Genomic DNA, 26,278 nt, shown 5'->3' on the forward strand with positions numbered 1-26,278 from the left:
ACTCCGTTCGTCCTGAGCGTAGGCGCGTAGCGCCGCACGCGGGGAGTTGCCATGGATGGCTACGGCTTTGGGGAGCGAGGAAGTCGAAGGAACCGGGCAGCGGTGCTTCGACTCCGCTTGCTTGCGCAAGCTACGCTCAGCATGAACGGTTGCCATGGCGTTGTCAGCCATGCGAGTGGGTGTGAGTTTGTGTCTGCGTGTCGGCGATGCACCTCTCCACGGCTTCAACGAAACAGGTGGGTGAAACCAACTGCATCGCCCCATCGGCAAGACTCACCGCCACCTGCACGGTGCTGGCGCGGGTGATGCGCTCGCCGCTGGCGGCGTCGTTGATGAGGTAGTGGATCTTCAGGCGGTTCTCCCATTCCACCAGTCCGGCGCGCACCGCGAGGCGCTGGCCGAAGCGTGCGGCCTGTGCGTAGCGCAACTGCACGTCGATCACCGGCCACACGTAGCCGGCCGCCTTCATCTGCACGTAGTTGTGGCCGATGCGGTCGAGCAGGGCGCAGCGGGCGATTTCCAGGTACTTCACGTAGTGGCCGTGCCACACCACGTCCATGGAATCGATGTCGAAGAACGGCACCACGACTTCGATATCCGCGTGCAGCACGCCCGGGCTACGCATCGGCGGCATTCCAGTACGGATAGAAATTGAACCATTGCTGCGGCGCCAGCAGGCACCACTCGGCAAGACGGTCGGCGTAGCGCTGCGTCCAGCCGGCGATGGCGTCGTCGCGCTGGCCGCGCTGCCACGTCGGCGCGTCGAGGAAGCGTTCCAGCCGGATCTCGTAACGACCCTCGCGCTTGATGCAGCACATCAGGTTCACCGGGCAGCCGAGCAGCCCGGCCAGCAGCCACGGCCCCTGCGCGAACGCGGCGGGTTGGCCGAGGAAATCCACCGATACGCGGCGGCCGTCATGCAGCGGCACGCGGTCGCCGGCCATTGCCAGCCACTCGCCGCGCTCCAGGCGCTGCGACAGGTCGAGCATCAGCGCGGCGTCCAGCTCGCTCACCTGGATCAGCCGCATGCGCTGTTCGCCCGCCTCGCCTAGCAGGCGGTTGAGGTGGGCGACGTGGTGCGTATGCACCAGCACGTTGAGCGGCACCTGCTCGCCCAGTTCGGCCAGCGCGCGGCAGACGTCGAGATTGCCGAGATGGGTGCCCACCAGCAGTTGGCCGCGGCCGTTGTGGCGGCTGGCCAGCAGTTGTGCGCGTATGCCGTCGGGATCGAGCAGGCGCACCTGCTCCAGCCGCAGCGCGCCGCGCCACACGTCGAGGCGATCCAGCAGGCAGTCGGCAAAGGCCATGAACTGCGCGAACACGCGGCGTGGCGTGGGACGCAGTTCGGCGCGGCCGCTCCAGGTGGCGAGGCGTTCAAGGTATTCGCGGATGCTGCGCCGCGCGGCGCGCCCGGTGAGGAAGAAGTACAGCACGATCAGGTGCAGCAGCGGCGACAGCAGGCGACGCCCGCAGCGACGCGCCACCAGGGCGGTGAAGCGCATCAGCAGCAGGCTGCCGCGCTCGCGCTGCGCCGACCAGTGGCGTGGCGTGGACAACTGCGCCTCGCTCATGCGCGCGGCTCCAGCACGAGGCGGCCGGAGGAATACGCCGCCTCGCCTTCGCGATAGGCGAAGTGCAGCTTGCCGCGCGCGCGGTCGAGGCGCAGCGCCAGCGTCACGGTGTTGCCCGGTTGCAGCAGGCGCTGGAATTTCAGTGCTTCCATCTCGCGGCATCGCGGCGAGGTGCCGAGGCGCGACGCGGCCAGTTGCAGCGCCCAGCCGATCTGCACCGCGCCGGGTAGCACCGGTGCCTGCGGGAAGTGGCCGGGGAAGTAGTCCAGATCCACGGGCACCAGGAGATGCAGGGTGCATTCGTCGCCGCTGCGCTGCTCGCCGAGGATCGCCGGGGCGGTGCGTGCGCTCATGCGTTCACCCGCAGCCGCTTGCGCAGCAGCCATTCGCCCACGAACAGCGGGCCCATGATGAAGTACACGATCAGGCCGTTGTACAGCGTCCACCACTTCAGCGGGGCCCACAGCGTGAGCGCGGCCGACATCGCGGCGTTGAACACGAAGAAGCCCACCCACACCCAGGTGACCTTGCGCGTGTAGGGAATGGCCGCGTCAGGGAGATCCGGCTCGCGCACGCGCGCGATGCGCTCCACCACCGGCGGGCCGTAGACCAGGCTGAGCCCGAAGGTGAGCAGCAGGAACAGGCTGATCAGGGTGGGATACCAGCGCAGCAGCGAGGATTCGCCGCTGACGCCCAGCAGCGCGCAATACGCCAGCGCCACGATCAGCATCCAGCGTCCGCCCGGTTCGCGCAGCAGGAACGGCGCGCGCAGCAGCCACGCCGCCGCCAGCGCCAGCGCGAACACGTGCGGCGGCACCGTCTCCATCCCGAAGTAGACCAGGAACGGATACAGGACGCCGATCAGCGGCAGCAGGATGTTGATCAGTTTGCGCATGCGGCCTGCTGGCTGGCGACGAAGGCGGCGAGGCTGGACACGGTGGCGAAATGCCGGCGCGCGTCCTTGTCGTCCGAGGCGATGTGGATGCCGTAGCGCTTCTGCAGCGCCAGCGCCAGTTCCAGCGCGTCGACCGAGTCCAGCCCCAGCCCCTCGCCGAACAGCGGCTGTTGCGGCGGGATGTCTGCAGCCTGCAGGTCTTCCAGGTTCAGCGTGTCGATGACGAGCTGGGCGATCTCCTGCTCCAGCGCGGTATGGGTCGAGGCGTTCACGAGGCGGCGAGCTCCCTGAGGAAGAGTTGGTGCAGGTGGTCGTTGAGGCGGCGCGAGGCGATCGGCATGGGCGCGTCGGCGATGAACGGCGCGGGGTCGATGTCCGCGCCCACGCGCAGCCGCGCGCGGAAGCGGCAGTGCGGGATGCGGTGCCACGGCACGCCCTTGGTGAGGGTGGGCGGGTCGATGTCGATGAACACCGGCGTCACCGTGCGCGCGCCGCGCAGCGCGATGGCCGCCGCGCCGCGGTGAAAGCGCGGCGGCTGGCCGGGCACGGTGCGCGTGCCCTCGGGAAACACGATCAGGCACTGGCCTTCGCGCAGCACGTCGGCGGCGCGCTCCAGCATCTCCACGCTGCCGTCGTTGCCGATGTACTGCGCGGTGCGCACCGGGCCGCGGGTGCAGGGGTTGCCGAACAGCCCCTGCTTCACCACGCAGTTCGCGTCGCGGATCTGCGAGATCAGGAACACCACGTCGATCAGCGAAGGGTGGTTCGCCACCACCAACTGGCCGGGGCGGCCCAGCCGCTCGGCGCCGTCGATCACGAAATCCAGCACGCGCGTGCGGTACATGAACTGCACGTGCAGCCAGAACGCTCGGCTGATCGCGGCGCGCGCGCGGCGGCGCTTGTCGAGCGCGTCGCCGGGAATGCAGCGAAGCAGCGGCAGGATCAGTACGCGCAGCAGCAGGCCGCCCAGGCCGAACAGCACGAAGCTGGCGCCGGTGGCCGCGAGGCGCCATGCCCAGAAGTCGCGGCGCGGCGGGTTCAACGCTTGCGTTGCCAGTTCCATCGGCGCGCCTTCCAGGTGTGTTGGAACGAGGTTTCGCGCGCAAGCAGGGCGCGCAGGAAATCCAGCGCATGCGGCTGCGCGCAGGGCGCGTCGCCGCTGGCGCGGTCGAGTTGCAGTTGCCAGTCGCCGTGGGCGGGCGTGTCCATGCTTGCGTCGTGCTTCCCCAGTCGCAGCGCTACAGCATAGGAGAACGGCACGTCCGCGATCCACGGCGCGTAGGCGGGCGGAGGCAGCTCCTCGGCCACCACCACCAGCGCCACCGGCGCGCCCGCCGCGAGCTGCAGCAGGCCTTCCAGCACGGCGTGCTCGAAAGTGTCGGCCTCGCTGGCGATGGCCGCGGACTCGCCGCGCTGGCCGCGCAGGATCGACCACTGGCCCGCGATGGCGTTGTGCACCGACAGGCCGAAGCGAGTGGGCGACAGCGGCTGCCCGTCGGCGATGTCCGAAAGCAGCGCCAGCGTCTGCGGGGTCTCGCCATGGCGCGAGCCGAACACGAAGGGCAACTGTTCGCCGTCGCCGCACAGCGGCCATGCCGTCTCCAGCGTCATCCGCGCCAGCCGGCTCAAGCGGCGGCGCTGCAGCGCGGGCAGGAAGGCGCAGGACGGCTGCGCCTGCGCGTCGTCGGCCACGTCGCGAGGCGATTGCGCCCAGGCCTGCCAGTCTTCGGCGGTTTCCAGTCCCGGCGCCCATGCGCGCCAGCCTTCGAGGCGGAACGCGGTCATGCGGCTGCCCCGTCGAAGCGGCGGAACAGCAACGCGGCGCAACTGCCGCCGAAGCCGTAGCTGCTGCTGAGTGCGGAGCGGATGCGTTGTTCGCGGTTCGCCGCCAGCAGCGGCGCGTCGGCGAAATCCGGATCGACCTCGCCCAGCGTCGCGCCGGCGGCGAGGAAATCGTGCTGCAGCATCAGCAGGCAGGCGATGGCGTCCAGCGCGCCGGCGGCGCCGGGCGCGTGGCCGATCAGGCCCTTGATCGAGGACAGCGGCGGCACTGGCGCGCCGCGCGCGGCGAACACGCTGCGGATGGCCTGCCATTCGGCGAGGTCGCCCTGCGTGCCGCAGGCGTGCGCGTTGACGTAGTCGGGCAGCGTGCCGGCGCGATCCAGTGCCTGGCCCAGCGCGCGCGCGACGCCTTCGGCGCCGGGGCCGACCATGCTGGCGGCGTCGGTGGTGCAGCCGTAGCCGGCGAGTTCCGCCAGCACGTGCGCACCGCGTGCCTGCGCGTGTTCCAGCGATTCCAGCACCAGCACGCCAGCGCCCGCGGCCAGCGCGAAGCCGTCGCGTTCGCGGTGGAACGGACGCGAGGCCCGCGCCGGATCGGCCTGCGGCGACAGCGCGCCCATGGCGTCGAACCACATCGCGGTGCTGGGGTGCAGTTCCTCCGCGCCGCCGGCGAGCACCACGTGCTGGCGGCCGAGCTGGATCAGCTCCATCGCGTGGCCGATCGCGTGCGCGCCGCTGGTGCAGGCCGAGCTGACCGTGTAGCTGGCGCCGCCGATGCCGAAGGCCTGCGCCAGGCTGGCGGACAGCGCGCTGCTCATGCCGCGCGGCACGGTGAAGGGCGAGACCTTGGCGATGCCGCGGACGCGATGGTTGTCCAGCGCTTCCTCGTGCTCGCTGAGCGCGGCGCCGCCGCCCAGCACCAGTCCGCAGTCGGCGCTGGCGAGTCGTTCGGGCGACAGGGCCGCCTGCGCGAGCGCCTCGTTCGCGGCGTGCCATGCGTAGCGCGCCGGCGCGGGCAGGAAGCGGCGCAGCTTGCGCGGCGGCTCCGGCTGCAGCGCGTCCGCATCCACCGGGCCGCCGACCTGGCCGCGCATGGCCAGCGCGGCGAAGGCCTCCATGCGGCGCAGGCCGTGGCGGCGTTCGCGCAGCGCGTCCAGCAGTGCGGGCACGCCCGCGCCCACGCAGCTCACCGCGCCCATGCCGGTGACCACCACGCGCGGCAGGCCGCTGGCGTCGCGCAGCCGCATCAGTCGACTGCCTTGAAGATCAGCGAGGTGTTGATGCCGCCGAACGCGAAGTTGTTGTTCATCACCACGTCGGTGGCAATGGCGCGACCGTCGCCGGTGAGGTAGTCCAGCTCGGCGCAGTCGTCGGCGCGCTGGTCGAGGTTGAGCGTGGGCGCGAACCAGCCCGCACGCATCATCTCGATGGCCCACCACGATTCCAGCGCGCCGCAGGCGCCCAGCGTGTGGCCAACGTAGCTCTTCATCGCGCTGACCGGCACGCGCGCGCCCAGCACTTCGGCGGTGGCGTGGCTTTCGGCCGCGTCGCCGCGGTCGGTGGCGGTGCCGTGGGCGCTGACGTAGCCGATGGCGCCGGCCGGCAGTTGCGCATCCTCCAGCGCGAGGCGCATCGCCACCGCCATCGTCTCGGCGGTGGGCTGGGTGATGTGGGCGCCGTCGGAGTTGCAGCCGAAGCCGACCACCTCGGCGTACATCGTGGCGCCGCGCGCCTTGGCGTGTTCGTATTCCTCCAGCACCAGGGTGGTGGCGCCTTCGCCGACGACGAGGCCGTCGCGCTTCGCGTCGAACGGGCGCGGCGTGAGCTGCGGCTCGTCGTTGCGCGTACTGGTGGCGAACAGCGTGTCGAACACCGCGGCGCCGGGGCCGGAGAGTTCCTCCGCGCCGCCGCACAGCATCAGCTTCTGCCTGCCGCAGCGGATCGCCTCGTAGCCGTAGCCGATTGCCTGGCTGCCCGAGGTGCAGGCGCTGGAGGTGGGAATGACGCGGCCCTTCAGGCCGAAGAACACGCCCACGTTCACCGCCGTGGTGTGGCCCATCATCTGGATGTAGCTGGTGGCGGTGACGCCCTGCATGGAGCCGGTGTCCAGCATGCGCCCCATCACGCGCACCGGTTCCACGCTGCCGCCGGAGGAGCCATAGGCCACGCCCATGCGGCCGTCGCGGATCGACGCGTCGTCGATCAGGCCGGCGTCGCGCAGCGCATGCTCGCTGGCGGCTACGGCGAACTGCGCGACGCGGCCCATCGAGCGGATCTTCTGGCGCGGCCACGGTGGCAGCGCGAAGTCGTCCACCGGGCAGCCGAGGCGGCCGTTCAGCGCGTCGAAGTAATCCCACTCGTGCATGCGACGCACCGCGTTGCGGCGCCCGCGCAGGCGCGTGGCGATACTGGCCCAGTCGTGGCCCAGCGGCGTGATGCCGCCCATGCCGGTGACGACGACGCGTTTCATGCAGATGGCTCCTTGGCCCGCATGGGCCGAGTGTTTCGACCGCCTGCCGGCGGCCGAGTTACTTCTCTTTGCTTGCCCAAAGAGAAGTAACCAAGAGAAACGGCACCCCGCGGACGCGCCCTCCGGGCATCCTGCCCTGCGGGTGCGCGGGCGGATTCCGGGGTTTTTCGACAGCACATCCTGTGCTGGCGAAAAACTGGCCGACCTCCTGTCGGCCACCCTGCGGGCTGATCCTCCATCCACCCGCCGCGTCCGAGGGGCCCCCGGTAGAGCGGCGCGCATCCTGCGCGCACTCGGATCGCCGCTGTGCGGCGAAAAGACAAAAGCGTGCCGCTCGCAACGGGTTGCGTGTGTTCTTGCGAGGGCTTTTCCGAAAAGTGACTCGGCCCCCGGCAGGGGGACGAAACCCCGGCCGCAGGTCGGCAACTTGCAATGAGTCGACCGGAGTTCAACGCGCACCATCCTCGTTGGCCCGGCTCGCCGGCACTAGCAACGCGGTGAACGCGATGCCAAGCAGCAACGTCAACCCGAAGTCGCGCAGCGCCGGCATCGAGCTCAGCGACAGCAGGCCGAAGGAGAGCAGGGCGGTGAGCGCGGAGAGCAGCACGCTGGCATACATCGCGCCGGGCTTGTCGGCGGTGTGCGGTTCGCCTTCGTGCAGGAACACCGCGTAGTTCGCGCCCACGCCCAGCACCAGCATCAGCGCCATCCAGTGGAACAGCGTCAGCGGCTGGCCGAGGTAGCCCAGCGCGGCCAGCGTCAACGCGATGCCCAGCACCGGCGGCGCCAGCACGCGCGGCATGCGCCGCCAGCCGTAGCGCCAGCCGAACACTGGCACGATCAAGAGCATGGCCGCGAGCAGCCACACGCTGGCGTAGCGGCGATAGCGGCCGAACAGCTGCGACACGCTGGCGGTCTTGTCGACCAGGGTGACGCCGGGCAGGCCGTCGTCGGCGCGGCGCAGCAGCGCATCGTCGTCGCCGCCTTGCGGCAGCACGATGGAGCCGCAACCGTGCGCATCGCAGCCCATCCACAGGTAGCGGAACGGCGTGGCCATCGGCGTGTCCAGCCAGGCCTTGAAGTCCAGCGGCGTGCCGGGCCAGGCATCGGCGTAGGCGGTTGCGGCAGCGCTGCGCAGTCCGCCGGCGACGAGCAGGGCATGCAGGCGGGCGCGGTCGGCGAGCGTCTGCACTTGTTGCACGGGTGCGACGGGCTGGGTGTCCGACATGGAAACCATGCCGGACGCATGCAGGCTGCGCGCGATCAGCGTGTGATCGGCCATCTGGCGCGCTTGTGAGGGCGTCATGCGGGCCAGGCCGATCCAGTCGGCGAGGCGGCCCTCGCGCACCAGCGCCTGCAGCCGCTGCTCCAGCCGTTCCTCGCGCTGCAGGGTCTGTTCGGTGTTGGCGCCCTGCACCAGATAGAACTGGCTGCCGTTGCCGAGGCCGGTGATCTCGCGGATGCGGTGTTCCTGCGTCACCAGCGAGGCGGGCGGCGAGATCAGCAGGTGCACGTCGTCGTCGTGGCCGAGGCGCCACCAGCCGGGCAGCGCAAGCAGCAGCAACAGCGCGATCAACAGCCATCCGTGCCGGCCATGGCTGGCGCGACCCACGCCGCGCTGCAGCGCCAGCGCCCAGCGCACTGGTGCTGCCGACAGCGGCCTGGCCGGGCGTTGCAGCAAGGCCGGCAGCAGCCAGAACACGCTGAGGCAGGCGGCCAGCATGCCGCTCATCGCGAATACCGCCATCTGGCGCAGCGCGGGGAACGGCACCAGGCCGAGCAGGGCGTAGCCCAGCAGCGAGGTGGCCAGCGCCAGCAGCAGGGCCGGGCGCACCTGGCGCAGGCCGGCGGCGGCCTGCCACTGCGCACCTGCATTGGCGCGCGCGGTGAGGTACTGGATCGAATAGTCCACCGCCTCGCCCAGCAGCGCGGCACCGAACACCAGGGTCAGCAGGTAGATCTGGCCGAACACCAGCAGGCTGGCCACGGTGGCGAACAACACGCCCGCCGCGGTCGACAGGAAGGCCAGCAGCAGCGGGCCGGGCGAGCGGAACATGCCGATCAGCAGCAGGGCGATGCCCAGCGTGGAGATCCAGCCGACCAGGTGGACATCGTGCTCGGCGCCGGCGCGCGCGGCGGCGGCGTAGAACACCGCGCCCGTGCGCAGCACGCGGGTGCCGGGCTGGCCGCGTTCGACCTGGCGCACCGCATCGTCCACCGCCGCTAGCACGCGCCGCTGCACGGCATCGTCGTAGGACGAGCCGGCGAGGGTGGCGGTGACCAGCACGCAGGTGCGGCCGTCGCGGTGCGCGACCAGCAGGTCGTCCTCGGGCATCAGTGACGAACGGCTCCACGGCTGCTGGTCGAACCAGTGCTGCAGCCAGCCGAACGGATCGTCCTGCAGCGTGGTGCCCACGCCGTCGAGCAGCGGCGCGTTGAGCCGCTGCGCCAGCGCCTGCGCCGGGTCGTAGCCGGGCGCGGCCAGGGCGGCGCGGTCGGCGTCGGAGAGCAGGAAGAAACGATGCGCCAGGTACGGCGCGACCATCTGCTTGAGGTCGAACGGCGGCAGCTCGGCCAGCACCGAGGCGAACACCTTGTGCGGCGCCAGCGCCTTACCCAGCGCGCGGGCCGCGGCCTTGGCGCGGTCGTCGTCGGCGTTCTCCACCAGCAGCGCGATGCGATCGCCGTTGGCGTGGGCCAGCCGCTGCACCGCGGCTTCGGCCAGCGGCTGCTGCTCGGTGGCGGGCAGCATCGCCAGCAGGTCGGTCTGGATCGGCAGGCGCCCGCGCCCGAACAGCAGCCATGCCCCCAATGCGGCGGTGAGCAGCGCGGCGACGGCGAACAGGCCGGCGCGCAGCTTCAGCGAACGCGGCGTCATGGCAGGCCGAGCGCGCGCTTTTCCGGCGCGTTGAGCGGGCCGGCGTCGCGCGTGTGGTCGAACAGGATGTCGGTGCGGCTGCCGTCCTGCATGTCGATGGCGATGCCCTGCAGGTAGTCGTTGCCGTGCAGGGTGATGCTGCCCAGCACGCGCGCCATGCGCGCCTGTTTCGGCACGAAGCGCAGTGTCCATTGCGCCGGCGTGCCGTCGGCTTCCACCGCGAACTGGCGTCGCGCCTCGTCCAGCTTGCCGCCCAGCATGCCCTGCAGCATCTGCGAGACCTGGCTGACGCCGCGGTCGCTGCGCATGGCCGTGGCGTTGCCGTCCGCGTCGATGCGCGCGCTGCGGTTGCCGGTGAGCGCCAGCGTTTCCCGGTAGGGCGACGCGGTTTGCCACAGCATGCCGTGGCCGAGCACGAATAGCAGCTGGCCCTGGCTCACCTGGGGCTTGTCCAGCGCGGGATTGCTGCGGGTCTGGGTGAAGTCGGCGCGCACCGCCGTGTGTCGGCCCAGTTCGGCCAATACGTTTTGCAGCAGGGCATCGTCGGCCTGCGCGCGGGCGAATGGCGCCAGCAGGCAGAGCAACAGCGGGAACATCAGGCGACGCATGGGCGTTCTCCACGAAGGCGGCGCCACAACAGCCGCGGCGCCCGGGGCAGCATGCCAAGCAACAACCGGGTGTGCATCGCCGAGATGCGCAGGTTGTCGCGGAACATGCGGAAGTGGGACAGCCCATTCTCCGGATAGGTCACGCGGGTCGGCAGGTTGGCCACCGGCACGCCACGCCAGGCCAGCCGCACGGCGATCTCGGTGTCGAAATCCATGCGCGCGGGCGGCGGCTTGCGTTCGATCTCCGCGCAGGCGGCTTCCAGCGGATACAGGCGGTAGCCGCACATCGAATCGCGGATCGCCAGCGACAGCGTTTCCAGCCAGACGCAGACGTGGGTGACGTAGCGCCCGTACAGGCGCGCCCGCGGCACGCTGGCGTCGTAGACGGGGGCGCCGCAGACCAGCGCGCGCGGATGCGCGCGGCCGACGTCGAGGAAGCGCGGCGCGTCATCGGTGTCGTGCTGGCCGTCGGCGTCGATCTGCAGCGCGTGGCTGTAGCCGGCCTCGCGCGCGGCGAGCAGGCCGGTGCCGATGGCGCGGCCCTTGCCCTGGTTGTGCGACAGGCGCAGCAGGAGCACCTCGTCGGTGTCGCGCGCCAGCGCGTCGAGCACGCTGCGGGTGGGCTCGTCGCTGCCGTCGTCCACGACCAGCACGGGCAATCCGCGCGCGCGCAGGGCATGCACGGTGCGCGCAATGGTGCTGCCGTGGTTGTAGATCGGGATCAGCGCGCAGGGGAGGAAGCGGCCGTGGGCGTCCGGCATGGCCGGGCTCAGCGTTCGAGCAGGCCGCGCACCGTGCTGACCACGTCGCCCACGGTACGCACGTTCTTGAAGTCTTCCGGCTTGATGCGCATGCCGGTCATTTCCTGCACCTGGATCGCCAGATCCACCGCGTCGATGCTGTCCAGGCCGAGGTCGGTGAACAGGTGGGCGGACGGCACGACGCGCGCCGGTTCGATCTCGAAGGTGTCGTGCAGCACCTCGCGCAGGCGTTCGAGGATGTCCGTGTTGCTGATGTCGGCGGCCAGGATGGTGCTCATATCGCGCTCTGTTCTCGTTGTTCCGTGCGTGTCGTGATGCCTTCCGGGGTGGCTGTTCCCTGCGGTACGGCCGGGCGCCGGCGGTGGTCGGCCAGGGCCGTGACCTGCTTCGACGTGATGGTTCCCCTGCGCGATGGACGCAAGCTGAACTGGCGTCTGTCGCGTCCGCGAGTGTAGCAGAGCCCCGTCCGGAACCGGGCGAGGATGCCGGCAACGAAAAGGCCGCCTCGCGGCGGCCTCTCGCTGGAACCGCGGCTGGGCCGGGCTTACTGGCCGCGCATGCGGCCCTGGAAACGGGTGCCGCCGTTGCCCATGTGCGGCAGCTTGATCTTGCCGATCGCGTTGATGCGCTCCTCGGCGAGGCGGTCGGCGGCCTTATAGGTGGGCACGCCCTGGGTCTTGCTGATCTCGAAGATGCGGCCCAGGTTGTAGTAGATCGTGCGCATCATGCGCATGGCGCGCTCACGGTTGTAGCCGTCGATCTCCAGCGACACGTTCATCACGCCGCCCGCGTTCACCGCGTAGTCCGGCGCGTACAGCACGCCGCGGCGCTGCAGCTCGTCGCCGATCTCGTCGGTGGCCAGCTGGTTGTTGGCGGCGCCGCAGATGATCTTCGCCTTGATGCGGTCGATGGTCTGCGCATTGACGGTGCCGCCCAGCGCGCACGGCGAGTACACGTCGGCGTCGACGTCGTAGATCTCGTCCAGGCCCACCGCTTCGCAGCCCAGCTCGTCCACGCAGCGCTGCACGGCGTCCTTGTTGATGTCGGTGACGAACACCTTGGCGCCCTGTTCGCGCAGCAGCTTGATGAACTCGCTGCCCACGTGGCCGCAGCCCTGCACGGCGAAGCTGTACTTGCCCACGTCCTCGTTGCCGTGCTTGAAGTTCAGTGCGGCCATCAGGCCCTGCAGGGTGCCGAACGCGGTGAACGGCGAGGGGTCGCCCGAGCCGCCGTGCACCTGGTGCACGCCGGTGACGTATTCCGTCTCGCGGAACACGTATTCCATGTCGTTGACGTCGATGCCCACGTCCTCGGCCGTGATGTAGCGGCCGTTGAGCGAGTTGACGAAGCGGCCGAACGCGCGGAACAGCGCCTCGGACTTGTCCTTGGAGGGATCGCCGATGATCACCGCCTTGCCGCCGCCCAGGTTCAGGCCGGCCACGGCGTTCTTGAAGGTCATGCCGCGCGACAGGCGCAGCACGTCGTTCACGGCTTCCTGCTCGGTCTTGTACGGCCACATGCGCAGGCCGCCGAGCGCGGGGCCCAGCACCGTGTTGTGGATCGCGATGATGGCCTTCAGGCCGGCGTCCTGGTTGTGGCAGAAGACGACTTCTTCGTGACCGGTCTTGGCGATGGTTTCGAAAATCATTGGAACGGCGACTCCATGGGAGGTGCCCGCGGGCATCCAGGAATGGCGGCATCGCAGCGATGGCCGCCGGGGGACAACAACGAAGCGGCCGCGTCGCCCCGGATCGGGGTAGTTCGACGAGCCAAGTCGATCATTCTAGTACGCCGGCCTGCGCGGGCCGTGCCGCGACGCAGCAAGCCGGGTTCCGGTGGTGCCGTCTTAACATGAATGAAAGATGAATGAATCTGGCCGGTGTGCACGTGTTTCAGGAGCGGTTGCGCATTGGGACATTGAGAGGCATTCCCGGCGGCGTGTTTTGCGCCGTGCGGGATAGCCGGGCTCGATGGGAATCCGGGTGCGCGCGAGGCCATCGCGCGCCTTCGTTTTCCCCGCAGCAACCGCGTGCACGGAAACCGACACCAGTACCTACATCCGGGAGACAACGCATGGCCAAGCAGAGCAGTCAGAAGTTCATCGCGCGCAACCGCGCGCCGCGGGTGCAGATCGAGTACGACGTCGAGGTCTACGGCGCGCAGAAGAAGGTGCAGGTGCCGTTCGTGATGGGCGTGATGTCCGACCTGTCCGGCGTGAACAACGCCGAGCTGCCGGCCATCGAGGATCGCAAGGCGCTGGAAATCGACGTGGACAACTTCGACAGCCGCCTGCAGTCGATGAAGCCGCGCGTCTCCTTTGCCGTGCCCAACACGCTCACCGGCGAGGGCAACCTCAACGTGGACATCACCTTCGAGAGCATGGACGACTTCTCGCCCGCCGCCGTGGCCCGCAAAGTCGGCGCGGTGGCCAAGCTGCTGGAGGCGCGCACCCAGCTCGCCAACCTCGGCACCTACATGGATGGCAAGGCCGGCGCCGAGAAGCTGATCGCGCAGGCCATCAACGATCCGGCGCTGCTGCAGTCGCTGGTGTCCGCAGCCAAGCCCGGCGACGCCGGCAAGGACGGGGAATAACCATGGCAACCGAGAAACTGGCCGAACAGGGCGGCGCAACCCAGACCCTGGTGCCCGACGATTTCGCCGCGCTGCTCAGCAAGGAATTCAAGCCCAAGAGCGATCGCGCGAAAGAAGAAGTGGAATCCGCCGTCCGCACGCTCGCCGAGCAGGTGCTGAACAAGGCCGACATCGTCTCCGACGATGTCACCCAGACCATCAACGCCTACGTGGCCGAGCTTGATCGCAAGATCAGCGAACAGCTCAACCTCGTCATGCACCATGCCGATTTCCAGAAGCTGGAAAGCGCCTGGCGCGGCCTGCATTACCTGGTCAACAACACCGAGACGGATCAGCAGCTCAAGATCCGCGTGATGAACATTTCCAAGAAGGAACTGGGCAAGACGCTGAAGCGCTACAAGGGCACGGCGTGGGATCAGAGCCCGATCTTCAAGAAAATGTACGAAGAAGAGTACGGCCAGCTCGGCGGCGAGCCCTACGGCTGCCTGATCGGCGACTACTACTTCGACCACAGCCCGCCCGACGTGGAGCTGCTGGCCGGCATCGGCCAGGTGGCCGCGGCCGCGCACGCGCCGTTCATCGCCTCGGCCAACCACACCCTGATGGGCATGGACAGCTGGAGCGAGCTGGCCAATCCGCGCGATCTGGCCAAGATCTTCTCCACGCCGGAATACGCCTCGTGGCGTTCGCTGCGCGAATCGGACGACGCCAAGTACCTGGCGCTGACCATGCCGCGCACGCTGGCGCGCCTGCCCTATGGCGCCAACACCGCCCCGGTGGACGAGTTCGATTTCGAGGAAGACACCTCGGGCGCCGACTCGTCCAAGTACACCTGGCAGAACGCCGCCTACGCGATGGCGGTGAACATCAACCGCTCGTTCAAGGAATACGGCTGGTGCTCGCGCATTCGCGGCATCGAGTCGGGCGGCGCGGTGGAAGGCCTGCCGGTGCACACCTTCCCCAGCGACGATGGCGGCGTGGACATGAAGTGCCCCACCGAGATCGCCATCACCGACCGCCGTTCGGCCGAGCTGGACAAGATGGGCATGATGCCGCTGGTGCATCGCAAGAACTCGGACATGGCCGCCTTCATCGGCGCGCAGTCGCTGGCCAAGCCGGAAGAGTACGAAAACCCGGACGCCACCGCCAATGCCGCGCTGAGCTGCCGCCTGCCGTACATGTTCGCCTGCTGCCGCTTCGCGCACTATCTGAAGTGCATCGTGCGCGACAAGATCGGCTCGTTCAGCGACCGCGAGCAGATGCAGAACTGGCTGACCAACTGGGTGATGCAGTACGTCGACGGCGACCCGACCAACTCCAGCGAGGAGACCAAGGCGCGCAAGCCGTTGTCGGCCGCCGAAGTGGTGGTGGAGGAAGTGGAAGGCGCGCCGGGGTACTACACCTCGAAGTTCTTCCTCAAGCCGCACTACCAGTTGGAAGGCCTCACGGTGTCGCTGCGGCTGGTGTCGCGGCTGCCGTCGGCGGCCAAGGGCTGAGGCAAGCGACTGGCGTGGGCGTGATCGCGGCATGCGGACGCACCCGTGTCGGGTTCGAGAGAGGGAAGGCCGATGCCATGGCATCGGCAAACACCGGGCATCGTCTGCGCGACATCGCGATGAAGGCGGCGACGGGCGTGTGGCAACCGGCCAGGGAGTGACCCCGGTCGGGCGGATCAATTCATCAACAGGCGATCGAGGAGAAGGTTCATGGCATTCGACATGCACATCAAGTTCGGCTCGGGCAAGGTCAAGATCGAGGGCGCGTCCAACCACAAGAAGCACAAGGGCGAGGTGCCGATTCTCGCGTGGTCGTGGGGCGTCAGCAACACCGGCGACCTGCACACCGGCGCGGGCGCGGCCAGCGGCGGCAAGGCGCACGTGCAGGACATCTCCATCACCAAGTACGTGGACGGCTGTTCCAACGCACTGATCAATGCCTGCTGCACCGGCGGGCGCGTGGATCAGGCCTGGCTGTACGTCACCAACGCTACCGGCGAGCAGACCGACTTCCTCACCATCGAGCTGAGCGAAGGCATCCTGATCACTTCGGTGTCCACCGGCGGCAGCGGCGGCGAGGACAAGCTCACCGAGAACATCACCCTGCACTTCGGCAAGTTCAAGTACTCGTTCCAGCCGCAGGACGACAAGGGCGGCAAGGACGGCGGTACGAAGGACTTCACCTTCGACATCCAGAAGGTCGCCGCCGCCTGAGCCTGACCGGCTACTTGCAGCCGCCTCGTTTCATCGACCCCTCAAGCACGGAAAGTGGAAATGGCTCCGGAAAACTTGCTCAAAGAAGGTCGATTGGACGAGGCGCTGCAAGGCTTGACCGCACAGGTGCGTACAAATCCCGCGGACGCCAAGCCGCGGGTGTTCCTGTTCCAGTTGCTGGCGGTGCTGGGGCAGTGGGAGCGTGCGCAAAACCAGCTGAAGGTGAGCGGCGAGCTCGACCCGCTCAACACGCTGATGGTGGAGGCCTACAGCCGGGCCTTGGCCGGCGAGCTCGATCGGCAGCAGGTGATGGCCGGCGCGCGTTCGCCCATGGTGATCGGCGAGCCCGCGCAGTGGCTGGCGCTGCTGTTGCAGGCATTGAAACTGCAGGCGGAAGACCGGCATGCGCAGGCGCAACCGCTGCGCGAGCAGGCCTTCGAGCAGGCCGAGGCGGCGAGCGGCGAGATCGACGGCGTGCCGTTCGAGTGGATCGCCGACGCCGATTCGCGCTTCGGGCCGTGCCTGGAGATGATCGTCAACGGCGGCTATGCCTGGGTGCCGTTCACGCGCCTGAAGCAACTGGTGTTCGAGGCGCCGAGCGACCTGCGCGACAAGGTGTGGATGCCGGTGCAGGTGACCTGGAGCAACGGCGGCCAGGCGGTGGGCTTCGTGCCGTGCCGCTATCCCGGCACCGAGCGCGCGCAGGACGGCGAGCTGGTGCTGGCGCGGCGCACCGACTGGCTCGACCTCGGCAACGAATGCTATGCCGGCTGCGGCCAGCGCATGCTGACCACCGACGCTGGCGATTACCCGCTGCTGGACATCCGCAGTATCACGTTCAACGCGGCCTGAGCGGAATCCCTTCGCCATGGCCGAACTCACCACCCAGGAGCGCCTGCAGCCTTCGCTGCTCGATCGCCTCACCGACGACGAGCCGGGCAAGGCCGATGAGAGCCGCGAGAAGCGGGTGATCTCGGCCACGCGCCTGCGCGACTGCGTGACGCGCGACATGTCCTGGCTGCTTAACTGCGTGAACCTGCGCGCCGACGACGAGCTGGCCGACTATCCGGAAGTGGCGAGTTCCGTGCTCAATTTCGGCATCCCCGACCTCACCGGCGCGGCGCTTTCCGGCATCAAGGCCGACGTGCTGCAACGCCAGGTGCGCGACGCCATCCTCGCGTTCGAACCGCGGCTGACGCCCGGCACCCTGAACGTCACCGTGCAATCGGACACCAAGCGCATGGATCGCCAGTCGCTGGTGTTCAACATTTCCTCGGAGATGTGGGCGCAGCCGATTCCGCTGAATCTCTACCTCAAGACCGAGGTGGATCTGGAGACGGGCCGCTTCAATGTGTCGGAGAGCTTCGGCTGAGAGCCTGCCCATGATCTCCGCATATCCCGTCATCCCAAGCCCCGATGGATTCATGGGTAGGCCCTGATCATGGATCCGCGCCTGCTCCGCTACTACAACCGCGAGTTGCAGCACGTCCGCGAGATGGGCGGCGAGTTCGCGCGCGAATACCCCAAGATCGCCGGCCGCCTCGGCCTGGAGGGCTTCGAGTGCGCGGATCCCTACGTGGAGCGGTTGCTGGAGGGCTTCGCCTTCCTCGCCGCGCGCATCCAGCTCAAGCTCGATGCGCAGCACCCGGTGTTCACCCAACACCTGCTGGAGATGATCTACCCGCACTACCTCGCGCCGGTGCCTTCGATGGCTGTGGTGCAACTGAACCCCGACATCAAGGAAAGCGCGCTGGCCGCCGGCCCGGTGGTGGCGCGGCAAACCGCCTTGCGCGGGCTTACCGGTCACGACGAGCGTACCGCCTGCGAATACCGCACCGCGCACGACGTCACGCTGTGGCCGCTGGAATTGGCCGAAGCCAAGTATTTCGAGACGCCCGCCGCGTTGGCCGCCGCCGGCATCCCACTGCCCGCGGATCGCAGCGTGCGCGCGGGCCTGCGGCTGAAGTTCACCGTCACCGCCGGTGCGCAGGCGAACATGCTGGCGCTGGACGAGTTGCCGCTGTTCATCGCCGGCACCGACGAATTGCCCAAGCGCCTGTACGAACAACTGCTGGGCAACGCGGTCGGCTACCTGGTGCGTACGCAGGGCGCAGGCGGGCTGGTCAGCGAATTCTTCGACGGCAATCGCATCCGCGACAAGGGTTTTGCCGAAGACGAAGCCCTGCTGCCCTATACCGACCGCTCGTTCAGCGGCTATCGCCTGCTGCAGGAATATTTCGCCTGCCCCGAACGTTTCCTCTTTGCGGTGTTCACCGGTCTGCGTTCGGTGCTTGCACGCTCGCAGGCCTGCGAGTTCGAGATCGTCACATTGTTCGACCGCAGCGTGAGCCGGCTGCACAACGCGGTGGACGCGGGCAACTTCCGCCTGTTCTGCACGCCGGCGATCAACCTGTTTCCGCGCCGGGCCGATCGCATCCACCTGCAGCAGGGGCGCACCGAATACCACATCCTGGCCGACCGCACGCGGCCGATGGACTTCGAGATTCACAGCATCTCGAACGTCGAGGGCTTCGGCGACAGCCAGGAGCCGGAGCAGCGCTTCCAGCCGTTCTACGGCAGCGACGAGCGCACTTGGCATAGCCGCGCCGCGGCGTTCTATACCTTGCGCCGGGAACCCCGCCTGCTGTCCTCGCGCCAGCGTCTGCACGGTGCGCGTTCCAGTTATGTGGGCAGCGAGGTTTTCATCTCGCTGGTGGACGCCAACGATGCGCCGTATGGCACGCAGCTGCGGCAGTTGGGCATGCGCCTGCTGTGCACCAACCGCGACCTGCCGCTGCAGATGCCGGTGGGCAAGTCGCACACCGATTTCACCATGGATACCGGCGCGCCGGTGGCGTCGATCCGCTGCGTGGCGGGCCCGACCAAGCCGCGCGCGCCCACGGCAACCGGCGAAACCGCATGGCGGTTGATCAGTCACCTGCAGCTGAACTACGTCTCGCTGCTGGGCGACAGCGGCGAGGACGGCGCGGCAGCTCTGCGCGAGATGCTCACGCTGTACTCCGATGAGTTCGATGCCGGCGCGCGCCGGCAGATCGAAGGCGTCAAGACGGTGGCCGCGCAGCCGGTGGTGCGGCGCATCCCGGTGCCGGGGCCGATCAGTTTCGGCCGCGGGCTGGAGATCACGCTGACCTGCGACGACGGCGCCTTCGAGGGTACCGGCGCCTTCCTGCTCGGCGCGGTGATGCAGCACTTCTTCGCGCGGCACGTCTCGGTGAACTCCTTCACCGAGACCGTGCTGCGCACCCTGGAACGCAACGAGGTGGCCCGATGGCCGGCACGGCTCGGCAAGCGCCAGATCCTGTAGCGCTGGAGCGCGCGCTGCGGGAGCAGCCGGAGGGCTTCGAGTTCTTCGAGGCGCTGCGCCGGCTCGAATGCGCGTACCCGGAGCGGCCGCGGCTGGGCGAATCGGCCAAGCCGTCCGAAGATCCCGTGCGCCTGTGCCACACGCCGTCGCTGGCGTTTCCGCCGCGCGCGGTGGATCGTTACGAAGCAGCCACCGGGGGCAAGCCGGCGCGCTTGCACGGCCTGTTCTTCGGCCTGTTCGGGCCGAACGCGCCGTTGCCGCTACATCTCACCGAATACGCCATGGATCGCCAGCGCAACGCGAAGGATTCCACCCTGATCGCGTTTGCCGACATTTTCCATCACCGCATGTTGAGCCTGTTCTACCGCGCATGGGCCAGCGCACAGCCCACCGTGCAGCTCGACCGCCCGGACGAGGATCGCTTCAACCTGTACATGGGCGCGCTGGTGGGGCTTTCCACGCGCGGGTTGAGCGCGCGCGATGCGCTGCCCGACCAGTACAAGCGCTTCTTCGCGGGCCGCCTGCAGGCGCAGGCGCGCAACGCCGAAGGGCTGCGCAGCCTGCTGGTGCACTTCTTTCGCGTCCCGGTGCGCGTGGTCGAGTTCGTGGCGAGCTGGATGCGCCTGCCGGACGAAGCGCACCTGCGCCTGGGGCGCTCGCCCGAGGTGGCCGGCCTGGGCCGCACCGCGGTAACGGGCGAATACGTGTGGGGCTCGCAGCAACGCTTCCGACTGCGGCTGGGGCCGTTGACGCGCGTGCAGTTCAACAACTTCCTGCCCGGCGGGGAGGCGCTGCGCCAGCTGGTGGCGGCGGTGAAAACCTACGTCGGCGAGGAAAAAGCCTGGGACGTGCAACTGGTGCTCAAGCGCGCCGAGGTGCCGGGCACCAAGCTTGGTCTGGGCGGGCGCATGGGGCTCACCACCTGGCTGGGCGAGCCACAGCGGGACATCGACGCGGATCACGTGATTTTGCGGCCGGTCGGCTAGGGCGGCGACCGGCGTCGTTTTCTTGGAATTCCAATCTGCCGATGTCGCGCCAACGCGATCATCGGGGCCACTACAGGGGTAGATCCATGGCAGAGATCAGTCGCAGCGCACTGTTCGGCAAGCTCAACAAGCTGGCCTACCGGGGCATCGAGAGCGCCACCGTGTTCTGCAAACTGCGGGGCAACCCGTACGTGGAGCTGGTGCACTGGGTTCACCAGATCCTGCAGTTGCAGGACTCGGATCTGCACCGCATCGTCAAGCAGTTCAATCTCAACCCGTCGAACCTGGCGCGAGACGTCACCGACGCGCTGGATCGCCTGCCGCGCGGCTCCACCAGCATCTCCGACCTTTCCAGCGACGTCGAGGAAGCCGTCGAGCGTGGCTGGGTGTTCGCCACCTTGATGTTCGGCGAGGTACAGGTACGCACCGGTTACCTCATGGTGGGCGTGCTGCGCATGCGCCATCTGCGCAACACGCTGCTGGCCGTGTCGAAGGAGTTCGAGAAGGTCAAGCCCGAGACCCTGGTGGAGAAGTTCGCCGAGGTGGTGGCCGGTTCGCCCGAGGACGGCCAGAGCGCCAGCGACGGCTTCAAGCTGGGTGGCGCGGGTGCGCCGGGCGAGGCGAGCGGGGCGATGAGCCCGGCGCAGATGGGCAAGCAGGAGGCGCTCAGGCAGTTCACGGTCGACCTCACCGAGCAGGCGCGCAGCGGCAAGCTCGATCCCATCGTGGGCCGCGACGACGAGATCCGCCAGGTGGTGGATATCCTGATGCGGCGCCGGCAGAACAATCCGATCCTGGTCGGCGAGGCGGGCGTGGGCAAGACCGCGGTGGTGGAAGGTTTCGCCCAGCGCATCGTGCGCGGCGACGTGCCGCCCTCGCTCAAGGACGTGGAGCTGCGCGTGCTGGACGTGGGCCTGCTGCAGGCCGGCGCCAGCATGAAGGGCGAGTTCGAGCAGCGCCTGCGCTCGGTGATCGAGGAAGTGCAGGCCAGCCCGAAGCCGATCATCCTGTTCGTCGACGAAACCCACACCCTGGTCGGCGCCGGCGGCGCGGCGGGCACCGGCGACGCGGCCAACCTGCTCAAGCCGGCGCTGGCGCGCGGCACCCTGCGCACCATCGGCGCCACCACCTTCGCCGAATACAAGAAGCACATCGAGAAGGATCCTGCGCTCACCCGCCGCTTCCAGACCGTGCAGGTCGACGAGCCCAGCGAGGAGAAGGGCATCCTGATGATGCGCGGCGTCGCCAGCACGATGGAGAAACACCACCGCGTGCAGATCCTCGACGAGGCGCTGGAAGCCGCCGTGAAGCTGTCGCATCGCTACATCCCCGCGCGCCAACTGCCCGACAAGGCCGTGAGCCTGCTCGACACCGCCTGCGCCCGCGTGGCGGTGAGCCAGCACGCCGTGCCCGCGGAAGTGGACGACACCCGCAAGCGCATCGAGGCGCTGGAAACCGAACTGGCGATCATCCACCGCGAGAAGACCGTGGGCGTGGACGTGGCCGAACGCGAGGCCTCCGTCAACGAGAAGCTGGCCGTGCAGAAGGTTCGGCTCGAAAAGCTGGAAGCCGACTGGCAGGCCGAGAGGGTGCTGGTCGAGCAGATCCTTGCCCTGCGCGCCAAGCTGCGCGGCGACGCCGCGCCGGTGGAAGGCACCGGCAGCAAGCTGGAGGAGGCCGCCAACGCCAAGGCCGAAGCGGAGGCTGCCCCGGAAACACCGGTGGGACTCAGCGACGACGAGCGCGCCAGCGCACTGGAGCAGCTCAAGAGCCTGCAGGCGCAACTGGCCGAACTGCAGGGCGAGAGCCCGCTGATCCTGCCCACCGTCGACTACGTGGCGGTGGGGTCGGTGGTGTCCGACTGGACCGGTATCCCGGTCGGCCGCATGGTCAAGAGCGAACTCGAGACCGTGATGAACCTGGCCAAGCTGATGGGGCAGCGCGTGATCGGCCAGGATCACGCGATGGAGATGATCGCCAAGCGCATCCAGACCAGTCGCGCGGGCCTCGACAACCCCAACAAACCGATCGGCGTGTTCATGCTGGCCGGCACCTCGGGCGTGGGCAAGACCGAAACCGCGCTGGCGCTGGCCGAGGCGCTGTACGGCGGCGAGCAGAACGTCATCACCATCAACATGAGCGAGTTCCAGGAAGCACACACCGTCTCTACGCTCAAGGGCGCGCCTCCCGGTTACGTGGGCTACGGCGAAGGCGGCGTGCTCACCGAGGCGGTGCGTCGCAAGCCGTACTCCGTGGTGCTGCTGGACGAGGTGGAGAAGGCCCACCCGGACGTGCACGAGATCTTCTTCCAGGTGTTCGACAAGGGCGTGATGGAGGACGGCGAGGGCCGCCGGATCGACTTCAAGAACACCCTGATCCTGCTCACTACCAATGCCGGCACCGAGATGATTGCCGGCCTGTGCAAGGATCCGGAGCTGATGCCGGAACCCGAAGGCATGGCCAAGGCGCTGCGCGAGCCGTTGCTGAAGATCTTCCCGCCCGCGCTGCTCGGCCGCCTGGTCACCATCCCGTACTACCCGCTCAGCCCGGCCATGCTCGGCGAGATCGTCAAGCTGCAGCTCAACCGCATCAAGAAGCGCATCGAGGCGCGCTACAAAATTCCGTTCGAGTACGGCGACGACGTGGTCAAGCTGGTGGTTGAGCGCTGCACCGAGAGCGAGTCGGGTGGCCGCATGATCGACGCGATCCTGACCAACAGCATGCTGCCGGATGTGTCGCGGGAGTTCCTGAACCGAATGATTGCGGGCAAGCCGATCGAGCGGGTGGGCGTGAGCGTGAGGGACGGGGAATTCGACTACGCATTTTGACCATGTGCCGCACCGCTACGGGCGCTTGCGGCCCGTTGTCCGGGCAGAGGAGGGTAAATTCGATGGCGATCGTTGGTTTGAGGCAGATAAATATCGCGGTGCCTCCGGCCGATCTGGAAGACCAGATTGGGCAGGCGTTGTTTTTCAGTTCGATGAACCATTTTGCGCAGTTTCTCGGCCAGCCCGCCTTGGGGTTCTCCTACAACTCCTGCAATGCCGCCGTCGCGGTGGCGCAGAGCGCGGCCTACAACAACGTCAACGTCGCCGGCGGCTTTTCCGTCGTGTACGGGTCGTCACGCCTCTATTCGGGCCTGGATCCGGACTTCAATGCCATCCACCCCGCCGCTCCAGGGCGGCCGTTTTCCAGTTCGTTCCTAGGCGAGCATGCCGAACAGACGGCGATTACCGTGGCAAGGGCGCAAGGCCTGGCATTCATGGCGTGCGGTGGGCATCACCACATTTACGTGGATCTGATTCCCTGCGGTAACTGCAATGCCTGGCTCACGGCCGATCCGGACAACTGGTTTGTCCATTATTTCGCCCAGCTGAACCACCAGGCACCGGTGGTGAATTACAAGAAGCGTGTGCGCAGCCACACCTTTGGCAGGCAGATGGAGCCGGCGAGAAAAAAGACAAAGACCTCCTGATCCACGGGCGCGGCTCGTGCCGCGTCGGGGTGGGGCGCACCCGTGTGTCGGGGCGTCGGGCAGGTCGAGGCGAGCCTTGCGCGGCACGGCGGCTCGCCTGATTCACGTTTCATCCTTTCGTTTTTGACGTGCATTTATTCCAGGAGCCTTGCATGAGCATGAGATTCGTACCTGGTTGGGAAAAGCCGAAGTTGACCGTCATTCCCAGCGATGCCGACCTGGCCACGCGCCGCACCGGCCTCAGTGGCACTCAGCAAAAGAACCAGGGTATTCACCCGAATCAGATCGAGTACGCGAAAAAGAACAATGCCCTGCGCGAAGCGGATCAGGTTTTCCTGACCTTCTTCGGTGAGGCCAGCGTGCGCGCCGCGGTGCAGAAGTCGCAGACGCTGTTCAAGCACGAGCCCGCGGTCAACAGCCTGCTGTCGAACATGGTCGCGTTGACGCCGGAGATCGTGATCGACCAGGGCACGCACCAGGCGGAAGACCGCCATGGCGGCGGCTTCAAGCTGCATTTCGACGCGCGTGACGTGGCCGGCAAGTGCTTCCACATGTACGTGGGTCAGGATGTCGAGGGCCATCTGCAGATCATCGAGATCTCGTACATGAACGCAGGGGCCGCCGTGGCCGCCCATCCGAGTGCCTGATGCGAAAACCGGGAGGCCGCATGCCGAAAACCGACGCAAACCTTTATCGCGCCATCATCAACGGCTCGATGGACGGCCCGTTCGTCGTCGATGGCGAACCGGTGACCGGGCTGCTGTATCCACGGTTCGAGCCTTCGACCTATGTCGATGGCAAGGGCGAGCAGAAGACCAGCCCAGCTGACGTCAACGTGGTGTCCGGCGAGGTTCAGACCGGCGGCGGCACGTCGATGTTCGATGTCGAGGGCTGGTTCGGCTAAAACCTAAGGGTCAGAGTGGACTTTTCGAGAAATGATCTTCCCTGCTCTGGTTTCTAAAAGTGACTCTTACTCCTGTTTCTGTGACCTTTCGTCCGATGACGGAAGGCCACTACTCCAAGTGCGGAGCTAAATGAATTCGGGGGGCTGACATGACGTACAACTTCTCGGGTGAATACAAGATTGCCATCCGACGGACGCCCGACTGTTTCCGCCAGCCGTGGGCGTGCCCCACTGGTACCTCCGGTGGTTCACAAGGGCGTGCGTTACGAACAGCTCAAGAGCGCATCGGCCGAGGGTTTGCCGCTGGGCGGCTACGTGGTCGCAACGGATGTCGAATCCGGCAAGCGGCTGTGGATCAGCCGGCTTTACGAGTCGCCGGTCAACCCGAACATCGAGGCCGATGTGCAGAACACTTTCTTCAAGAGCATGCGCCTCGATGCCAAGGATGGTGTGCTGGTGATCGAGGACGAGAAAGGACGGACATATCGCGTTGGTGTTGCCGACGGCAAGGTGCACTGACGCGGTCATGAAAGCGGCTGCGGGGCGAAGCCGGATCAGCAAGGCCTTGGCATTGGCTGCGAAAGAAGCGGAGCGTATCTGTTGAAACGCCAACTCCCGAAAAATGAGTCGGGTTTGCTTCCTGTTGGTGCAAGGATCGAGGAGGATTAAATCTATGCGGGGCGAGGCCGCCGCTGGCAGGGAGCGCTTCCACGTACATGAGTCCCGTGCAGCCTGTCTGGTATGCGGAGCTGACTACATGAATCCCTGTTGACGAATCGGAACCAAGACCATGCCATCCACACCTCTTAGTCGCGCCGAATTCACCGCCCTCGGCGAGCTCGCCAAGGCCCGCCGCCAGTTGATGGTGAACATGTTCAACGGCACCAAGCTCAAGTTCGGCACCACCAGCGTGCTGTCGTCGGGCAAGTCGCTGCTGTCCTCCGGGAGGTCGCTGAAGTCGGGGGTCAGCAAGCTGGCCAAGGGCGGCAGTACGGCGAGCAAGGTGGCCAGCGTGCCGGGCATGAAGGAGGCGTTCCAGAATTTCATGGTCGAGTGCGCCGACGTGGACAACATCCACGAAGTGATCGAGGCGATCGGCAGCGAGGCGATGCACGAGCTGGTGGCGGAGGTGACGCCTTTCCTCGGCGTGGTCACCAGTTCGGTGAAGCTCGCCAAGGCGGGCAAGGCGGTGGCGGAGGATGGCTACCACCTCTACAAGAGCGACGACTACAAGCGTGGCTTCCGCATGGGCGATCCGTATGCGGCGGCCGAGGCGATCCAGGTCATCATCAAGCGCGATCTGGCCCAGCATTCGGTGAAGCTGGCGCAGCAGGCCGCCGCCACCGGTGCCAAGATCGGCGGCCTGTTCGCAGACTTCGGCACCGCCACTACCGCGGCCATTGGCGTGGCCAACACGCTGGCCAGCATCGGCCTGCAATTGTTCTCGCTGGGGCTGGACATCAAGGACATGCGTGCCGGCAATAAGCGGCTGGCGCAGCCCAATTCGTTGGATCTCACCGTGTTCAACGATTGCCCGGTGCTCGGTTGCTACCTGCTGACCTGCGCCGACACTTCGGCGGTGGCCAACATGTTCATCGCCGACATCGGGCTGCCCGGCTGGATGGATCGGGTCGAGGCGATGAAGAAGAAGCAGATGGATCCGCTGCTCAAGATCGCCAGCAAGAACATCAGCAGTTCGCGGCTGCAGTTGGAGGGGCTGGCTTCCGACAAGGGCACGCACGTCAAGAAAGGCTTCTTCGCCAGCGTCAAGAGCAAGGCGATCAAGCAGTTGGGGCTGTCCTGAGCGCCCTTCGCCGGTGG

At 67.6% G+C, this 26,278-nt stretch carries 27 protein-coding genes; 13 read left to right on the forward strand and 14 right to left on the reverse strand.

The genetic code is table 11. The features are described 5' to 3' along the window. Positions 1-163: 163 nt before the first annotated feature. The 14 genes from ACZ5Z2_RS06190 to ACZ5Z2_RS06255 all read right to left on the reverse strand — a co-directional run bounded on the left by ACZ5Z2_RS06190 (position 164) and on the right by ACZ5Z2_RS06255 (position 12,613). On the reverse strand, positions 164-625 hold the full coding sequence (locus ACZ5Z2_RS06190) for an acyl-CoA thioesterase (protein ID WP_464761078.1): 462 nt from the start codon (positions 623-625) through the stop codon (positions 164-166). Continuing rightward, entirely contained in the window at positions 618-1,571 is a 954-nt protein-coding gene (locus ACZ5Z2_RS06195) for an LpxL/LpxP family acyltransferase (RefSeq protein ID WP_464761079.1), read from the reverse strand. Before ACZ5Z2_RS06195 ends, ACZ5Z2_RS06190 begins: the two co-directional genes overlap by 8 nt. After that, positions 1,568-1,924 (reverse strand): 3-hydroxyacyl-ACP dehydratase FabZ family protein, encoded by a 357-nt coding sequence (locus ACZ5Z2_RS06200; RefSeq protein WP_464761080.1) that lies wholly within the window; start codon positions 1,922-1,924, stop codon positions 1,568-1,570. Before ACZ5Z2_RS06200 ends, ACZ5Z2_RS06195 begins: the two co-directional genes overlap by 4 nt. After that, positions 1,921-2,466: a COG4648 family protein gene (locus tag ACZ5Z2_RS06205; RefSeq protein WP_464761081.1), complete on the reverse strand. Its 546-nt coding sequence runs from the start codon at positions 2,464-2,466 to the stop codon at positions 1,921-1,923. The genes ACZ5Z2_RS06200 and ACZ5Z2_RS06205 overlap by 4 nt, the downstream gene beginning before the upstream one ends. After that, the gene (locus tag ACZ5Z2_RS06210) at positions 2,454-2,738 is read right to left on the reverse strand and encodes a phosphopantetheine-binding protein (protein ID WP_464761082.1); all 285 of its coding nucleotides are present in this window, start codon (positions 2,736-2,738) and stop codon (positions 2,454-2,456) included. The genes ACZ5Z2_RS06205 and ACZ5Z2_RS06210 overlap by 13 nt, the downstream gene beginning before the upstream one ends. Continuing rightward, positions 2,735-3,529 (reverse strand): lysophospholipid acyltransferase family protein, encoded by a 795-nt coding sequence (locus ACZ5Z2_RS06215; RefSeq protein ID WP_464761083.1) that lies wholly within the window; start codon positions 3,527-3,529, stop codon positions 2,735-2,737. The genes ACZ5Z2_RS06210 and ACZ5Z2_RS06215 overlap by 4 nt, the downstream gene beginning before the upstream one ends. Beyond that, entirely contained in the window at positions 3,505-4,251 is a 747-nt protein-coding gene (locus ACZ5Z2_RS06220) for a beta-ketoacyl synthase chain length factor (protein WP_464761084.1), read from the reverse strand. The genes ACZ5Z2_RS06215 and ACZ5Z2_RS06220 overlap by 25 nt, the downstream gene beginning before the upstream one ends. Next, positions 4,248-5,495, reverse strand: a complete 1,248-nt coding sequence (locus ACZ5Z2_RS06225) for a beta-ketoacyl-[acyl-carrier-protein] synthase family protein (protein ID WP_464761085.1) — start codon at positions 5,493-5,495, stop codon at positions 4,248-4,250. The genes ACZ5Z2_RS06220 and ACZ5Z2_RS06225 overlap by 4 nt, the downstream gene beginning before the upstream one ends. Continuing rightward, positions 5,495-6,718, reverse strand: coding sequence for a beta-ketoacyl-ACP synthase (locus ACZ5Z2_RS06230; protein WP_464761086.1), 1,224 nt, complete (start codon positions 6,716-6,718; stop codon positions 5,495-5,497). Before ACZ5Z2_RS06230 ends, ACZ5Z2_RS06225 begins: the two co-directional genes overlap by 1 nt. A gap of 448 nt (positions 6,719-7,166) precedes the next feature. Then, positions 7,167-9,596, reverse strand: a complete 2,430-nt coding sequence (locus tag ACZ5Z2_RS06235) for an MMPL family transporter (RefSeq protein ID WP_464761087.1) — start codon at positions 9,594-9,596, stop codon at positions 7,167-7,169. Continuing rightward, positions 9,593-10,204, reverse strand: a complete 612-nt coding sequence (locus ACZ5Z2_RS06240; protein ID WP_464761088.1) for a LolA family protein — start codon at positions 10,202-10,204, stop codon at positions 9,593-9,595. Before ACZ5Z2_RS06240 ends, ACZ5Z2_RS06235 begins: the two co-directional genes overlap by 4 nt. Next, entirely contained in the window at positions 10,192-10,965 is a 774-nt protein-coding gene (locus ACZ5Z2_RS06245; RefSeq protein WP_464761089.1) for a glycosyltransferase family 2 protein, read from the reverse strand. The genes ACZ5Z2_RS06240 and ACZ5Z2_RS06245 overlap by 13 nt, the downstream gene beginning before the upstream one ends. Positions 10,966-10,973: 8 nt before the next feature. Continuing rightward, entirely contained in the window at positions 10,974-11,243 is a 270-nt protein-coding gene (locus tag ACZ5Z2_RS06250; protein WP_464761090.1) for an acyl carrier protein, read from the reverse strand. A 266-nt stretch (positions 11,244-11,509) separates the two neighbouring features. After that, the gene (locus ACZ5Z2_RS06255; protein WP_464761091.1) at positions 11,510-12,613 is read right to left on the reverse strand and encodes a Glu/Leu/Phe/Val dehydrogenase dimerization domain-containing protein; all 1,104 of its coding nucleotides are present in this window, start codon (positions 12,611-12,613) and stop codon (positions 11,510-11,512) included. A 425-nt stretch (positions 12,614-13,038) separates the two neighbouring features. Here ACZ5Z2_RS06255 and tssB point away from each other — a divergent pair, with 425 nt between their 5' ends. From tssB to ACZ5Z2_RS06320, 13 genes are all read left to right on the forward strand, one after another. Next, positions 13,039-13,557 (forward strand): type VI secretion system contractile sheath small subunit, encoded by a 519-nt coding sequence (gene tssB / locus ACZ5Z2_RS06260; RefSeq protein ID WP_464761092.1) that lies wholly within the window; start codon positions 13,039-13,041, stop codon positions 13,555-13,557. 2 nt (positions 13,558-13,559) lie between these two features. Next, positions 13,560-15,053 (forward strand): type VI secretion system contractile sheath large subunit, encoded by a 1,494-nt coding sequence (gene tssC / locus ACZ5Z2_RS06265; RefSeq protein ID WP_464761093.1) that lies wholly within the window; start codon positions 13,560-13,562, stop codon positions 15,051-15,053. A 210-nt stretch (positions 15,054-15,263) separates the two neighbouring features. After that, entirely contained in the window at positions 15,264-15,767 is a 504-nt protein-coding gene (locus tag ACZ5Z2_RS06270) for an Hcp family type VI secretion system effector (protein ID WP_464761094.1), read from the forward strand. 54 nt (positions 15,768-15,821) lie between these two features. Then, positions 15,822-16,619, forward strand: coding sequence for a type VI secretion system accessory protein TagJ (locus tag ACZ5Z2_RS06275; protein WP_464761095.1), 798 nt, complete (start codon positions 15,822-15,824; stop codon positions 16,617-16,619). 16 nt (positions 16,620-16,635) lie between these two features. Further along, on the forward strand, positions 16,636-17,139 hold the full coding sequence (tssE, locus tag ACZ5Z2_RS06280; RefSeq protein ID WP_464761096.1) for a type VI secretion system baseplate subunit TssE: 504 nt from the start codon (positions 16,636-16,638) through the stop codon (positions 17,137-17,139). 69 nt (positions 17,140-17,208) lie between these two features. Beyond that, positions 17,209-19,092 (forward strand): type VI secretion system baseplate subunit TssF, encoded by a 1,884-nt coding sequence (gene tssF / locus ACZ5Z2_RS06285; protein ID WP_464761097.1) that lies wholly within the window; start codon positions 17,209-17,211, stop codon positions 19,090-19,092. Further along, positions 19,056-20,078 (forward strand): type VI secretion system baseplate subunit TssG, encoded by a 1,023-nt coding sequence (tssG, locus tag ACZ5Z2_RS06290; protein ID WP_464761098.1) that lies wholly within the window; start codon positions 19,056-19,058, stop codon positions 20,076-20,078. Before tssF ends, tssG begins: the two co-directional genes overlap by 37 nt. An 86-nt stretch (positions 20,079-20,164) precedes the next feature. Further along, positions 20,165-22,906, forward strand: coding sequence for a type VI secretion system ATPase TssH (gene tssH, locus ACZ5Z2_RS06295; protein WP_464761099.1), 2,742 nt, complete (start codon positions 20,165-20,167; stop codon positions 22,904-22,906). 62 nt (positions 22,907-22,968) lie between these two features. Next, positions 22,969-23,553, forward strand: coding sequence for a hypothetical protein (locus tag ACZ5Z2_RS06300; RefSeq protein ID WP_464761100.1), 585 nt, complete (start codon positions 22,969-22,971; stop codon positions 23,551-23,553). Positions 23,554-23,681: 128 nt separating this feature from the next. Then, complete coding sequence (locus ACZ5Z2_RS06305) at positions 23,682-24,200, forward strand: hypothetical protein (RefSeq protein WP_464761101.1); 519 nt, start codon at positions 23,682-23,684, stop codon at positions 24,198-24,200. A 20-nt stretch (positions 24,201-24,220) separates the two neighbouring features. Then, a complete protein-coding gene (locus tag ACZ5Z2_RS06310) occupies positions 24,221-24,457 on the forward strand; it encodes a hypothetical protein (RefSeq protein ID WP_464761102.1) in 237 nt (78 codons plus the stop codon). Between the two features lie 258 nt (positions 24,458-24,715). Next, positions 24,716-24,976, forward strand: a complete 261-nt coding sequence (locus ACZ5Z2_RS06315) for a hypothetical protein (protein WP_464761103.1) — start codon at positions 24,716-24,718, stop codon at positions 24,974-24,976. Between the two features lie 271 nt (positions 24,977-25,247). Continuing rightward, on the forward strand, positions 25,248-26,261 hold the full coding sequence (locus tag ACZ5Z2_RS06320; protein ID WP_464761104.1) for a hypothetical protein: 1,014 nt from the start codon (positions 25,248-25,250) through the stop codon (positions 26,259-26,261). The last annotated feature ends 17 nt before the right edge of the window (positions 26,262-26,278 follow it).

The sequence above is a fragment of the Rhodanobacter sp. G1 genome (assembly GCF_055397855.1).

Bases quoted from the DNA above. Each gene is read 5' to 3' on its own strand.
- ACZ5Z2_RS06190 (WP_464761078.1), bottom strand. From the start codon at position 625: ATGCGTAGCCCGGGCGTGCTGCACGCGGATATCGAAGTCGTGGTGCCG.
- ACZ5Z2_RS06195 (WP_464761079.1), bottom strand. From the start codon at position 1,571: ATGAGCGAGGCGCAGTTGTCCACGCCACGCCACTGGTCGGCGCAGCGC.
- ACZ5Z2_RS06200 (WP_464761080.1), bottom strand. From the start codon at position 1,924: ATGAGCGCACGCACCGCCCCGGCGATCCTCGGCGAGCAGCGCAGCGGC.
- ACZ5Z2_RS06205 (WP_464761081.1), bottom strand. From the start codon at position 2,466: ATGCGCAAACTGATCAACATCCTGCTGCCGCTGATCGGCGTCCTGTAT.
- ACZ5Z2_RS06215 (WP_464761083.1), bottom strand. From the start codon at position 3,529: ATGGAACTGGCAACGCAAGCGTTGAACCCGCCGCGCCGCGACTTCTGG.
- ACZ5Z2_RS06220 (WP_464761084.1), bottom strand. From the start codon at position 4,251: ATGACCGCGTTCCGCCTCGAAGGCTGGCGCGCATGGGCGCCGGGACTG.
- ACZ5Z2_RS06225 (WP_464761085.1), bottom strand. From the start codon at position 5,495: ATGCGGCTGCGCGACGCCAGCGGCCTGCCGCGCGTGGTGGTCACCGGC.
- ACZ5Z2_RS06230 (WP_464761086.1), bottom strand. From the start codon at position 6,718: ATGAAACGCGTCGTCGTCACCGGCATGGGCGGCATCACGCCGCTGGGC.
- ACZ5Z2_RS06235 (WP_464761087.1), bottom strand. From the start codon at position 9,596: ATGACGCCGCGTTCGCTGAAGCTGCGCGCCGGCCTGTTCGCCGTCGCC.
- ACZ5Z2_RS06240 (WP_464761088.1), bottom strand. From the start codon at position 10,204: ATGCGTCGCCTGATGTTCCCGCTGTTGCTCTGCCTGCTGGCGCCATTC.
- ACZ5Z2_RS06245 (WP_464761089.1), bottom strand. From the start codon at position 10,965: ATGCCGGACGCCCACGGCCGCTTCCTCCCCTGCGCGCTGATCCCGATC.
- ACZ5Z2_RS06250 (WP_464761090.1), bottom strand. From the start codon at position 11,243: ATGAGCACCATCCTGGCCGCCGACATCAGCAACACGGACATCCTCGAA.
- ACZ5Z2_RS06255 (WP_464761091.1), bottom strand. From the start codon at position 12,613: ATGATTTTCGAAACCATCGCCAAGACCGGTCACGAAGAAGTCGTCTTC.
- tssB (WP_464761092.1), top strand. From the start codon at position 13,039: ATGGCCAAGCAGAGCAGTCAGAAGTTCATCGCGCGCAACCGCGCGCCG.
- tssC (WP_464761093.1), top strand. From the start codon at position 13,560: ATGGCAACCGAGAAACTGGCCGAACAGGGCGGCGCAACCCAGACCCTG.
- ACZ5Z2_RS06270 (WP_464761094.1), top strand. From the start codon at position 15,264: ATGGCATTCGACATGCACATCAAGTTCGGCTCGGGCAAGGTCAAGATC.
- tssE (WP_464761096.1), top strand. From the start codon at position 16,636: ATGGCCGAACTCACCACCCAGGAGCGCCTGCAGCCTTCGCTGCTCGAT.
- tssF (WP_464761097.1), top strand. From the start codon at position 17,209: ATGGATCCGCGCCTGCTCCGCTACTACAACCGCGAGTTGCAGCACGTC.
- tssG (WP_464761098.1), top strand. From the start codon at position 19,056: ATGGCCGGCACGGCTCGGCAAGCGCCAGATCCTGTAGCGCTGGAGCGC.
- tssH (WP_464761099.1), top strand. From the start codon at position 20,165: ATGGCAGAGATCAGTCGCAGCGCACTGTTCGGCAAGCTCAACAAGCTG.
- ACZ5Z2_RS06300 (WP_464761100.1), top strand. From the start codon at position 22,969: ATGGCGATCGTTGGTTTGAGGCAGATAAATATCGCGGTGCCTCCGGCC.
- ACZ5Z2_RS06310 (WP_464761102.1), top strand. From the start codon at position 24,221: ATGCCGAAAACCGACGCAAACCTTTATCGCGCCATCATCAACGGCTCG.
- ACZ5Z2_RS06320 (WP_464761104.1), top strand. From the start codon at position 25,248: ATGCCATCCACACCTCTTAGTCGCGCCGAATTCACCGCCCTCGGCGAG.